At 69.5% G+C, this 11955-nt stretch carries 12 protein-coding genes; 3 read left to right on the top strand and 9 right to left on the bottom strand.

All coding sequences use genetic code 11. The features are described 5' to 3' along the window. Window positions 1-71: 71 nt before the first annotated feature. From fis to cutA, 9 genes are all read right to left on the bottom strand, one after another. The gene (gene fis, locus CSC65_RS07000; RefSeq protein WP_162409824.1) at window positions 72-347 is read right to left on the bottom strand and encodes a DNA-binding transcriptional regulator Fis; all 276 of its coding nucleotides are present in this window, start codon (window positions 345-347) and stop codon (window positions 72-74) included. Window positions 348-456: 109 nt separating this feature from the next. Further along, window positions 457-1287 (bottom strand): DUF3426 domain-containing protein, encoded by an 831-nt coding sequence (locus tag CSC65_RS06995; protein WP_162409822.1) that lies wholly within the window; start codon window positions 1285-1287, stop codon window positions 457-459. A 61-nt stretch (window positions 1288-1348) separates the two neighbouring features. Continuing rightward, on the bottom strand, window positions 1349-2266 hold the full coding sequence (prmA, locus tag CSC65_RS06990) for a 50S ribosomal protein L11 methyltransferase (RefSeq protein WP_162409820.1): 918 nt from the start codon (window positions 2264-2266) through the stop codon (window positions 1349-1351). 120 nt (window positions 2267-2386) lie between these two features. Continuing rightward, on the bottom strand, window positions 2387-3754 hold the full coding sequence (accC, locus tag CSC65_RS06985; protein ID WP_162409818.1) for an acetyl-CoA carboxylase biotin carboxylase subunit: 1368 nt from the start codon (window positions 3752-3754) through the stop codon (window positions 2387-2389). 10 nt (window positions 3755-3764) lie between these two features. After that, a complete protein-coding gene (gene accB / locus CSC65_RS06980) occupies window positions 3765-4244 on the bottom strand; it encodes an acetyl-CoA carboxylase biotin carboxyl carrier protein (protein WP_162409816.1) in 480 nt (159 codons plus the stop codon). 32 nt (window positions 4245-4276) lie between these two features. Continuing rightward, entirely contained in the window at window positions 4277-4717 is a 441-nt protein-coding gene (gene aroQ, locus CSC65_RS06975) for a type II 3-dehydroquinate dehydratase (RefSeq protein WP_162409814.1), read from the bottom strand. Window positions 4718-5021: 304 nt separating this feature from the next. After that, window positions 5022-5615, bottom strand: coding sequence for a TlpA family protein disulfide reductase (locus tag CSC65_RS06970; RefSeq protein ID WP_238390306.1), 594 nt, complete (start codon window positions 5613-5615; stop codon window positions 5022-5024). Continuing rightward, window positions 5612-7939 (bottom strand): protein-disulfide reductase DsbD family protein, encoded by a 2328-nt coding sequence (locus CSC65_RS06965; RefSeq protein ID WP_162409812.1) that lies wholly within the window; start codon window positions 7937-7939, stop codon window positions 5612-5614. Before CSC65_RS06965 ends, CSC65_RS06970 begins: the two co-directional genes overlap by 4 nt. Before the next feature lie 10 nt (window positions 7940-7949). Further along, window positions 7950-8267, bottom strand: coding sequence for a divalent-cation tolerance protein CutA (gene cutA, locus CSC65_RS06960; RefSeq protein ID WP_162409810.1), 318 nt, complete (start codon window positions 8265-8267; stop codon window positions 7950-7952). 208 nt (window positions 8268-8475) lie between these two features. On the opposite strand from cutA, the gene groES reads away from it, so the two are divergent. The 3 genes from groES (at window position 8476) to CSC65_RS06945 (ending at window position 11878) form a co-directional block, all read left to right on the top strand. Further along, the gene (gene groES / locus CSC65_RS06955) at window positions 8476-8766 is read left to right on the top strand and encodes a co-chaperone GroES (RefSeq protein ID WP_052631102.1); all 291 of its coding nucleotides are present in this window, start codon (window positions 8476-8478) and stop codon (window positions 8764-8766) included. Window positions 8767-8823: 57 nt separating this feature from the next. Next, the gene (gene groL, locus CSC65_RS06950; protein ID WP_162409808.1) at window positions 8824-10464 is read left to right on the top strand and encodes a chaperonin GroEL; all 1641 of its coding nucleotides are present in this window, start codon (window positions 8824-8826) and stop codon (window positions 10462-10464) included. A gap of 340 nt (window positions 10465-10804) precedes the next feature. Further along, window positions 10805-11878 (top strand): 3-deoxy-7-phosphoheptulonate synthase, encoded by a 1074-nt coding sequence (locus tag CSC65_RS06945; RefSeq protein ID WP_162409806.1) that lies wholly within the window; start codon window positions 10805-10807, stop codon window positions 11876-11878. The last annotated feature ends 77 nt before the right edge of the window (window positions 11879-11955 follow it).

Genomic DNA, 11955 nt, shown 5'->3' with positions numbered 1-11955 from the left:
AGGAGCGGAATTATAGCCGCCCGGCCGCCGCCGGCCCTGGACTGCACGCCGCCCGCGGCGGCGCGGCCGGCTCAGGCCAGGCCGTAGTCCTTCAGCTTCTTGCGCAGCGTGGCGCGATGGATGCCCAGCAATGCCGCGGCCCGGCTCTGGTTGCCCTCGCAGTGGTTGAGCACCTCCACGAACAACGGGATCTCCATTTCGCGCAGGACGATCTCGTAGACGTCGTTGGCGTCCACGCCATCCAGGTCACGCAGGTAGCGCCGGACCGACTGGGCCACGTGCTCGCGCAACGGCGGACGGGAAGCGGTGCGACCGGCGTCGGCACGGGAGGTGGCGTTCTGCTGCACGGAAGGTCCAGAGGAAAGCGGCGCGCGAGCGCGGGCCGGTGGAGCGGGGCAGGGGAGTCTAGCGCGGGAATCCGGTCGCTGCCATTGGCGGCGACGACCGGTCGCGCGTTCAGCGGAACTGGAACGAGAACGCCACTGTGCCCGGTGCCGGTTCCTGCACCACAAAGGTGATCTGGGCACTTTGTCCTGGAGCCAGCAGCGTGGCCGGTGCCGTGCCCAGGTAGTCCTGCGGCAGGAACACGCGGCTGCCGAGGACGCGGCCATCGGCATCGGAGAGTGCGAGTTGCAACGGCGGCCACGCCTGCGACCAGCGTGCGTCGTTGCGGAACGTCGCGTCCACGCGCAACGCGCCGGATGCGTGCGTCGCCGGCCGCACCTTGCGGTCGAGCATGGTGAATGCCGTGGGCTCGTGCCAGGGCGGCAGCGCGCAGCCCAGCGTTCCGCACACCGCTTCCACCAGCGGGCGCCAGCGCGGGTCTTCGGCCAGCCGTGCACGGTCGGCAAGCAGGATCTGCAGCGCGAGCAACAGCCCCAGCAGGACGATAAGGGGCCAGCGCCAGTGCGCGCGCCGGCGTGGCGCACCGGGCGACGCGAACGTGACGGCGGGCGCCGGGCCTGGGACCACGGGGGTCGCTTCCACGGTCGCAGTATTCGCGGCACCGGTGGATTCGCTCGCCACGCCGCCTTCGGCAGGTGCTTCCGCGGCATTGTCCGCGCTTGCGGGGTCGTCGAGCGGCCTGCCGTCCGACAGCAGCGCGGCCGTGTCGATCGTTGCGGCGCTGCCATGCTCCGGTCCGGTGTCCAGTCCCGATTCGGCGGACGCGACCGGTTCGCCGTCGGCCTGCAGCGCACGCCCGCATCGCGGGCAGTCCGCCGGCAACGGCCGCAGCTGCGGATGGTGGGCGACGAGGAACTGGCAGTGCGGGCAGGGAACGAACATGCGGCCTATTCAAACACGTTCAGGGATGTCGTCGATGGCGATCCTGGACGAAGCGGCACGCTCAGCGGCGCACGCCCTCGATCCGCAGCCAGTCCTCGTCGGTGGCGACCTGCAGGTCGTCGAACCAGGTGGCATAGCGCTGCAGCAGTTCCGGCTCCTGGCCGCGCAGGATGCCCGACAGGGCGATGCGTCCCCCCGGGGCGACGCGTGCGGCGAGGACTTCGGCCAGTGCATCCAGCGCGACGGCCAGGATGTTGGCCACCACCACCGGATAGGTCGCGGCCGGTTCGTCCTGCGGCAGGTACACCGCGAAGCGCTCGCCGACGTCGTTGCGCCGGGTGTTGTCCAGGCTGGCCAGCAGCGCCTGCGGGTCGTTGTCCACGCCTACCGCCTGCGCCGCGCCCAGCTTCAACGCGGCCAGGGCGAGGATGCCCGAGCCGCAACCGAAATCGAGCACGCGCGCGTCGCGCAGCAGCCCATCGCCGGCCAGTCGGTCGAGCCAGCGCAGGCACAGCGCCGTGGTCGGGTGCGTGCCCGAGCCGAAGGCCAAGCCCGGATCCAGGCGCACCACTGCCGCGTCGGCCACATCGGCTTCCGCGGGCAGCTCATGGTCCCAGGGCACGATCCAGGTGCGTGCGCCGAATCGCATCGGCTGGAACTGGTCCAGCCAGGCCCGTTCCCAGTCCTGGTCCTCGACCTTGCGGAAGGAGGCGGTGCTCCAGTCCAGGTCGGGATCGAAGGATTCCAGCGCGGCCAGCAGCGCGAGCGCATCGGTGTCCGCGTCGAACAGCGCATTGAGCACCAGCGCCTTCCACACCGGCGTCTGGCCCACGCCCGGCTCCAGGATCGCGCGTTCGTTGGGTGTGTCGGCGTCGGCGTCGAGCAGGGTGACCGCGAGCGCGCCCACATCCTCCAGCGCGCGTTCGTAGCGGGGCTGTTCGGCCTCGGTGCTGCGCAGGCTCAGTTCAAGGTAGGGCATGTCGGCGACGTTGCGTGGGCGGGTGCCGATTGTCTCACGCGGGATGCCCTGCCCCGCGCATCGCGAAGCCGGCGGGGTGATGGCTCGCTCCGCGCGCGGCGGAGCGGGCGAGCCCGCGCGTCAGCCCAGCGCGATCGACTTGTTCTTGCGTTCGGCCAGGCGCTTTTCCAGGTAATGGATGTTCTGGCCGCCGGCCTGGAATCCCTGGTCGCGCATGATCCTTTGCTGCAGCGGGATGTTGGTCTTGATCCCGTCCACCACCATCTCGCTCAGCGCCACGCGCATGCGTGCGATCGCCGTTGCGCGGTCGGGCGCGTGCACGATGAGTTTTCCGACCATCGAGTCGTAGTTCGGCGGTACGCGGTAGCCCTCGTAGATATGGGTGTCCACGCGCACGCCCGGGCCGCCCGGGGCATGGAAATGCTGGATCAGGCCGGGGCTGGGGATGAAGGTCTCCGGGTCCTCGGCGTTGATCCGGCACTCGATGGCGTGCCCTTCCATGACCACGTCCTCCTGCCGGATCGACAGCTTCCGCCCGGAGGCGATGCGCAGCTGTTCGGCCACCAGGTCGATGCCGGTGACCATCTCGGTGACCGGATGCTCGACCTGGATGCGGGTGTTCATCTCGATGAAGTAGAAATGGCCGTCCTCGTACAGGAACTCGAAAGTGCCCGCGCCGCGGTAGCCGATGCGCAGGCACGCTTCCACGCAGACCTTGCCGATCTGCGCGCGCTGCTCGGGGGTGATGCCCGGCGCCGGCGCCTCTTCGACGACCTTCTGGTGGCGGCGCTGCATCGAGCAGTCGCGTTCGCCCAGGTGGATCGCGTTGCCCTGGCCATCGGCGAGCACCTGGATTTCCACGTGGCGCGGATTCTCCAGGAACTTCTCCATGTAGACCTCGCCGTTGCCGAACGCGGCCTTGGCTTCGGTCTTGGTGGTCTCGATCGCGGCTTTCAGCGCGGCTTCGGCGTGGACCACGCGCATGCCGCGACCGCCGCCGCCACCGGCCGCCTTGATGATCACCGGATAGCCGATCTCGCGGGCGATCTTGGTGTTGGCGACGATGTCCTCGCCCAGCGGGCCGCCGGAGCCGGGCACGCAGGGCACGCCGGCCGACTTCATCGCCCGGATCGCCTCTACCTTGTCGCCCATCAGGCGGATCGTGTCGGCCTTGGGACCGATGAAGACGAAGCCGGATTGCTCGACGCGCTCGGCGAAGTCGGCGTTCTCGGAAAGGAAGCCATAGCCGGGGTGGATCGCCTGCGCGTCGGTGACCTCGGCCGCGGCAATGATCGAGGCCATGTTGAGGTAGCTGTCGGTCGAGGGCGCAGGACCGATACAGACCGACTCGTCGGCCATGGCCACGTGCTTGAGGTTGCGGTCAACGGTGGAGTGCACGGCGACGGTGCGGATGCCCATCGCGTGGCAGGCGCGCAGGATCCGCAGCGCGATCTCGCCGCGGTTGGCGATGACGACTTTGTCGAGCATGGGGTGCTCCTCAGCCGATCACGAACAGCGGCTGGTCGAACTCGATCGGCTGGCCGCTCTCGCACAGGATCGCGACCACGGTGCCGCCGACGTCGGCCTCGATCGGGTTGAACATCTTCATCGCTTCGATGATGCCGAGGGTCTCGCCGGCCTTGACCTGCTGGCCGACCGACACGAAGACCGGCTTGTCCGGGGCCGGGGCCGAGTAATAGGTGCCGACCATCGGCGCGCGGACCACGTGGCCCGGGGGCAGGTCGGCGCCGGGCTTGGCGGTGCCGCCGGTGGCCGATTCGGTCGGCGAGCTCATCGGCATCGGCGCGGCGGCAGCCACGGGCGAGCGCACTTCCAGCGCGGCGGCCGGGGCGGCCACGGCCACGCCGGTCGGGATGCGCGACAGGCGCACGCTCTCCTCGCCTTCCTTGATCTCGATTTCGGCGAGGTTGGATTCTTCGAGCAGGTCGATGAGTTTCTTGATCTTGCGCAGGTCCATGGTGGCCTCTGGGTGTTGCAGGAAGTTGGGAATCAGCCCGGCAGCCGCGCCAGCGCGGCGTCCAGGGCGTAGCGGTAGCTGTCGGCGCCGAAGCCGCAGACCACGCCCACCGCCTTGTCGCTGAAATAGCTGTGCTGGCGGAAGGGTTCGCGGGCGTGCGGGTTGGACAGGTGGATCTCGATGAAGGGGATGGCCACCGCCGCCAGCGCATCGCGCAGGGCGACCGAGGTATGGGTGAAGGCGGCCGGGTTGATCAGGATGAAAGCGGTGCCGTCGGTGCGGGCGGCCTGGACGCGATCGACCAGGGCATGCTCGGCATTGGACTGGAAGGACTCCAGCGCATGCCCGGCCGCAGCGGCGCGGGTGGCCAGGGCGGCATCGATGTCGGCCAGCGTGGTGCGCCCGTAGACCTCCGGCTCGCGGGTGCCGAGCAGGTTGAGGTTGGGGCCGTGCAGGACCAGCAGTTGGGCCATCGGGGTTGCGGAACCGGAAAGGGCGGCAGTCTGCGCGAAGGCGCCATTACTGTAAAGTTCGACGAAGATCAGCGTGTTTCAAGCAAATGCTTGAATCCGCGGCGGCGTCCGGCGCAGCGCTTTGCGGGGGCGGATTTCAGTCGTGAAGCCTCGATGGAGCCCGAAAACGCGGCATCGCTACCGGGCCGACACCGGTGTTCCGGGGCGAGCTCGTGGCCTCGGGCAGCGTGGGTCCAGGTGCCGCCCTTGGCGCGTCCGGTCGCGGTCATGCCCGCTTCCGCAGGCGCAAGAACGGGTTCAGGGCTCAGTGCCTGGCCCAGCCCTCGATCTCGCCGTGCTCGAACGGACCCAGTTTCTGCTTCACCACGCGACCGCTCGCATCGACCAGCACGGTGTAGGGCAACAGGCCGCGGGTATTGCCGAGCCAGACGCTGGCATCGGCCGGACCCGGGGTCTCGAGCAGGATCGGGTAATCCACGGGCACGCGGGCCAGGAAGCCAGCGACACCTTCCGGCGTATCCAGGGCCAGGCCGACCACCTGCACGCCGGTCGGGCCTTGCGCACGGGCGTAGCGTTGCAGCTCCGGCATCTCCTCGACGCAGGGACCGCACCAGCTGGCCCAGACGTTGACCAGCAGCGGGCGCCCGGGCGCGATCGTGGCCAGTTCGACGATCTTCCCGTCCATTCCGGCGAGCCGGATGTCGGGGAGCGGGTCGCCGGGCCGGGCGGGCTGGACATCTGCGGGCGGCTTCGGGGCGGTGGCGTCGGCCATGGCCTGCAGCGCGCGCTGCCCGGCTTCGCTGTCCTGGAGCGGGCTGCGTCCATGCCACAGGCCGGCGAGCAGGCCGATCGCGCCGGCGCCTGCGGCGACCAGCAGCAGCCGTCGGGAGGGGCTCACCGTGCGGCCGCGCGCAGCAACGCGTCCTCGGCGATCGCCTGGGTCAGTACCGGCGGCAGCACCGCCGGCGGTGCGCCGGGACCATAGACCACGTAAAGCGGCACGCCGACCGCCTTGTGTTCCTCGAGGAAGGCGCTGATCGCCGGATCGGCATTGGTCCAGTCGCCGCGCATGTAGGTCGCGCCGGTGCGCGCGAGCAGGTCCCCGAAGGCCTGGCTGGACAGGACGCTGCGCTCGTTGGCCTTGCAGGTCACGCACCAGTCGGCGGTCATGTTGACGAACACGACGCGGTTGTCGGCGCGCAGGCGGTCCAGCGCTTCGGACGAGTAGGCGAGCACGCCGCTGTCGCTGGCCTTTGCCGCCGGCGGTTCCAGCCGGGTCACCGCCCACACCGGCACCAGCGCGACCAGCGCCAGTCCCAGCGCCAGTCCGGCCGCCACGCGCGGTCCGCGCCAGCGGCTGCGTTCGAACCACCACAGCGCCAGCGCCAGGACAGTGATGCCAACGAGGACCAGCGCCACCGCGTCCACCCCGCGCTGGCGACCCAGGATCCACAGCAGCCAGATCGCGGTCAGGTACATCGGGAAGGCGAGCAGCTGCTTGAGCGTCTCCATCCACGCGCCGGGCTTCGGCAGCCGCCGTGCCAGCGCGGGAACGAAGCCGATCAGCAGGAACGGCAGCGCCAGCCCCAGGCCCAGGGCCAGGAACACCAGCATCCCGGCCAGCGCCGGTGCGGCGAACGCATAGGCCAGCGCAGGGCCCATGAAGGGGGCGATGCACGGGCTGGCCACGACGCAGGCCAGCACGCCGGTGAGGAAGTCGCCGGCCGGCCCGCTGCGTGGCGCCGCCAGGCCGCCGCCGATGCCGCCGCCCAGGGTGAACACGCCCGACAGGCTCAGGCCGACCGCGAACATCAGGTAGGCCATCGCCGCCACGAACCAGGGCTGCTGCAGCTGGAAGCCCCAGCCGGCCGCCTGCCCGGCGGCACGCAGCGCCACCACCAGCGCGCCGACCGCGGCGAAGGCGACCAGCACCCCGGCGGTGTACCAGAGCGCATGCCGGCGCGCGTGCTCCGGGCTGCCGCCGCTCTGGGCCAGGCCGAGCGCCTTGAGCGAGAGGATCGGCAGCACGCAGGGCATCAGGTTCAGCAGCAGGCCGCCGAGCAGGGCCAGCAGCAGGATGCCGGCGAGCCGGGGCGGGGCGGTGGTCGGTGGCGCGCGCGTGCGCAGCTCGTTGCCGGCCGAGGCATCGGGGCGGGTCGCCTCGGTGGCCCCGTCCTCCGATGGGGTCGGGAGCGGTGCCGTCGCCGGGCCAGCATCCTCCGTGCTGGCAGGATCCGCGACCGCCACGCCTGCATCGTCCGCGCCGGGCGCTATGGCATCGGTATCCACGCGTCCCGCCGGCAGGTCCACCGGCAGGCGCCGGGTCATCGGCGGATAACAGATGCCGTCGGTCTGGCAGCCCTGGAAGGTCGCCACCAGGGTGACCTGGGCCGGTCGCGGATGGGTGCGCCGCACCGGCAGGTCCACCTCGACCGGTTCGAAGAAGACCATCACCTCGCCGAAGTGCTCGTCCCGGTGGCGCGCGCCCTGGGGCCAGCGTGGTGGCTGCGCGTGCAGGCCGGGATCGCCTTCCAGTTCGAAATGGCTGCGGTCGCGATAGATGTAATAGCCGGGCGCCGGCTGCATCCGCACCAGGATCCGGTTGCCGCCGTCGGCGATCGCATCGATGGCGAACGCCTGTGCCTCGGGCAATGCCTGCTGGCCCGGCAGCTGCAGGCCGCGCGCCGGGCCGCTCGCGCCGGTCAGGCCCGGCAAGCCTTTCTGCGAGGCTGGCGTGGGCAGGCCCGCCTGCGGGGCAGCGCCCCCGGCCGGCAGCGCCACCTGCAGGCGCCGTGTCTGTGGCGGATAGCAGATCCCGATGTCCGCGCAGCCCTGGTACTTGACCTCCAGCTGCACGGGACCGGGCCCCGTGGCATTGCCGGGCAGGGTGGCGACCAGTTCGCCGCGGTAGGTTTCCACCGGGCCGAAGAACTCGTCGGTGTGGCGCGCACCGTCGGGCAGCTGCAGGGCGCCTGCGGCGAAACCGGCGCCGGCCTTCACCGCGGTGCGGTGCCGGTACAGGTAGTAGCCGTCGGCGACCTTCCAGCGGACTTCGATGCGGTCGCGGGACGGCGCGCTTGCGGTGAGCACGAAGGCCTCGTCGACCGGTAGCAGGTCGTTCCCGTCGACCGCCAGGGCCGGCAGCGCGGCCAGCAGCACGGGCAGGGCCAGCAGCAGGCGCCGCAACGGAGCGGGGATCAGGCAACGGAGCAGGGCAGGCATCGGATGGGGTTCACTCACGAGTGGCGTCGGCCACCCAGTCGAGGTAGGCGGGCAGGCCGGCGGCGGCTTCGACCGCCACGATTTCGGGGAGTTCATACGGATGCAGCTCGCGCAGCCGTTCGACCAGCGCGGGCAACTGCTCGGCCGGTGTCTTGGCCAGCAACAGCACCTCGTCGGCCTGCTCGACCACGCCCTGCCAGCGATACACCGAGCGCATCGGCGGCAGCACGCTCACGCAGGCGGCCAGCCGCGCCTCGACCAGGGTGGTGGCCAGGCGCTGGGCGGTATCGGGGTCGGGGCAGCTGCAGAACACGAGGTGGACCGGCATGACGGGAAGTGTACCGGGCCGCTGGGCGATCCCAGACGCGCGCGCCTCGCGCATCGCCCCTTGAAAGGCCGGGGCCGGCGCCCCATCTGCTCCTGCATCCGGTCAAGACCGGGTCCTGTCCGCCCGCGGTGCTGGCAGTCGCTGTGTCCGAGTGCTAGTCTAGCCGCCCTTTTTCCAACCCAGTCAATCACTTGAGAGGGATTGAAACATGAGCAACATCAAGCCGCTGTACGACCGCGTCGTCATCAAGCGTACCGAGGAAGAGAAGGTGTCCGCCGGGGGCATCGTGATTCCGGACTCCGCCACCGAGAAGCCGATCAAGGGCCAGGTCGTCGCCGTGGGCGAGGGCAAGGTGTTCGACAACGGCAACGTGCGCGCGCCGAAGGTCAAGGTCGGCGACCAGGTGCTGTTCGGCAAGTACGCCGGCACCGAGGTCAAGCTCGACGGCACCGAGTACCTGGTGGTGAAGGAAGACGACATCTTCGCCGTGCTGGGCTGAGCGCCCGCCGCTTCCCGCCTTTCAAATCCGCATTCACAGAACTGAGGTAATTCGACAATGGCTGCCAAGGAAATCCGTTTCGGTGAAGACGCCCGCGCGCGCATGGTGCGCGGCGTCAACATCCTCGCCAACGCCGTCAAGGCGACCCTGGGCCCGAAGGGCCGCAACGTCGTGCTCGAGAAGAGCTACGGCGCCCCGACGATCACCAAGGACGGCGTGTCCGTCGCCAAGGAGATCGAGCTGGCCGACAAGTTCGAGAACATGGGCGCGCAGATGGTCAAGGAAGTCGCTTCCAAGACCTCCGACAACGCCGGCGACGGCACCACCACCGCCACCGTGCTGGCCCAGGCGCTGATCCGCGAAGGTTCCAAGGCGGTCGCCGCCGGCATGAACCCGATGGACCTCAAGCGCGGCATCGACAAGGCCGTCGTGGCCGCCGTGGCCGAGCTGAAGAAGATCAGCAAGCCCACCGCCGACGACAAGGCGATCGCCCAGGTCGGCACCATCTCGGCCAACTCCGACGAGTCGATCGGCAACATCATCGCCGACGCGATGAAGAAGGTCGGCAAGGAAGGCGTGATCACGGTCGAGGAAGGCTCGGGCCTGGAGAACGAGCTGGACGTGGTCGAGGGCATGCAGTTCGACCGCGGCTACCTGTCGCCGTACTTCATCAACAACCAGCAGTCGCAGAGCGCCGACCTGGATGACCCGTTCATCCTGTTGCACGACAAGAAGATCTCCAACGTGCGCGACCTGCTGCCCGTGCTCGAGGGCGTGGCCAAGGCCGGCAAGCCGCTGCTGATCGTGGCCGAGGAAGTCGAGGGCGAAGCCCTGGCGACCCTGGTGGTCAACACCATCCGCGGCATCGTCAAGGTCGTGGCGGTCAAGGCCCCGGGCTTCGGCGACCGTCGCAAGGCGATGCTGGAAGACATGGCCACCCTGACCGGCGGCACCGTGATTTCCGAGGAAGTGGGCCTGCAGCTGGAGAAGGCCACGATCAAGGACCTGGGCCGCGCCAAGAAGGTGCAGGTTTCCAAGGAGAACACCACCATCATCGACGGCGCCGGCGACACCGCGGCGATCGAGTCGCGCATCAAGCAGATCAAGGCGCAGATCGAAGAGACATCTTCGGACTACGACCGCGAGAAGCTGCAGGAGCGCGTGGCCAAGCTGGCCGGCGGCGTGGCGGTGATCAAGGTCGGTGCCTCGACCGAGATCGAGATGAAGGAAAAGAAGGCGCGCGTCGAAGACGCCCTGCACGCGACCCGTGCGGCCGTCGAGGAAGGCGTGGTCCCGGGCGGCGGCGTGGCCCTGGTCCGTGCGATCAGCGCGATCGGCGACCTGAAGGGTGCCAACGAAGACCAGACCCACGGCATCCAGATCGCCCTGCGCGCGATGGAAGCCCCGCTGCGCGAGATCGTCACCAACGCCGGCGAAGAGCCCTCCGTGATCCTGAACAAGGTCAAGGAAGGCACGGGCAACTTCGGCTACAACGCCGCCAACGGCGAGTTCGGCGACATGGTCGAGTTCGGCATCCTGGATCCGACCAAGGTCACCCGTTCGGCGCTGCAGAACGCCGCTTCGATCGCGGGCCTGATGATCACCACCGAAGCGATGGTGGCCGAGGCCCCGAAGAAGGACGAGCCGGCGATGCCGGGCGGCGGCGGCATGGGCGGCATGGGCGGCATGGATTTCTGATCCAGTCCCACCCGCGACAACGTGACATGGAAACCCCGCCGCAAGGCGGGGTTTTCTTTTGCTGGTGCGGCATGTCCCCGGATGCATTCCGCACCCTCGATGTTGCCCCTGAAACGGTTGCGTGGCCTGGAGGCGGCTGTTATCAATGGCCCCGTGAACACGCCGTGCGCCCGCTTTTATCGCTGGTATTACTTTCCCAAGCCACCGGCGGAGGAAGGGGTACGCGCGTTCTGAAGTTCGATCCACAGAACACATCCCCTGAAAGCCGCCAGAGACCTGGCGGCTTTTTTGTCGCCAGTCTCCGGCGGGAAACGAGACAAGCCCCCAGGAGCATTCCCCCATGGCCCCCCACACCGACGACCTGCGCATCCGCCGCATCGATGCGCTGGTTTCCCCCGCGCAGCTGATCGCCGAGCTTCCCTGCAACGACGAAGCTTCCGACACCGTCGCCGATGCGCGGCGCGCGCTGCACCACATCCTGCACGGCGAGGACGACCGCCTGGCGGTGGTGATCGGTCCGTGCTCGATCCACGACCCGGTCGCGGCGATGGAGTACGCGCGCAAGTTGCGCCCGTTGCGGGATGCGCTTGGCGATGCACTGGAGATCGTGATGCGCGTGTACTTCGAGAAGCCGCGCACCACCGTGGGCTGGAAGGGGCTGATCAACGATCCGGACCTGGATGGCAGCTTCAACATCAACAAGGGCCTGCATGTCGGCCGCGCGCTGCTGCGCGACATCAACCTGCTCGGTTTGCCCGCCGGTTGCGAGTACCTGGACACGATCTCGCCGCAGTACATCGCCGACCTCGTCGCCTGGGGCGCGATCGGGGCGCGCACCACCGAGAGCCAGATCCACCGCGAGATGGCCTCGGGCCTGTCGTGCCCGGTCGGCTTCAAGAACGGGACCGACGGCAACGTGCGCATTGCCGCCGATGCGGTCATGGCAGCGTCGCATCCGCATCATTTCCTGGCGGTGACCAAGGACGGACGTTCGGCGATCGCCGCCACCGCCGGCAATCCGGACGGCCACGTGATCCTGCGCGGCGGCAAGGCACCCAACTACGACGCCGCCGGGGTGCAGGCCGCCAGCGACGCGCTCGCCAAGGCCGGCCTTCCGGCACGCCTGATGATCGATGCCAGCCACGCCAACAGCGGCAAGAATCCCGACAACCAGCCCGCCGTGGTCGAGGACATCGCGCGCCAGGTGGAAGGCGGCGACCGGCGCATCATCGGAGTCATGGTCGAGAGCCACCTGGTCGGTGGCCGCCAGGAACTGGTCGACGGCGGCGTGCTCGCCTACGGCCAGAGCATCACCGACGGTTGCCTGGACTGGGAGCGTTCGCTGGGCGTGCTCGAGCGGCTCGCGCAGGCAGTGCGCGTGCGGCGCGCCAGCGCCGGCGGCGTGGCGGCCTGAGCCTGCCGGCAGGCCGGGGGCGGCCTGCGTAGTTCTACGCATGTGCGCAGCACCTGCATTCGCGGTAGCGTGAACAC

It is taken from the genome of Pseudoxanthomonas daejeonensis (genome assembly GCF_010093205.1).
In the GTDB taxonomy this organism is placed as follows: domain Bacteria; phylum Pseudomonadota; class Gammaproteobacteria; order Xanthomonadales; family Xanthomonadaceae; genus Pseudoxanthomonas; species Pseudoxanthomonas daejeonensis.
The sequence above is the reverse complement of the archived record's forward strand: the minus strand, read 5'-3'. Positions and strand labels throughout refer to the sequence as shown.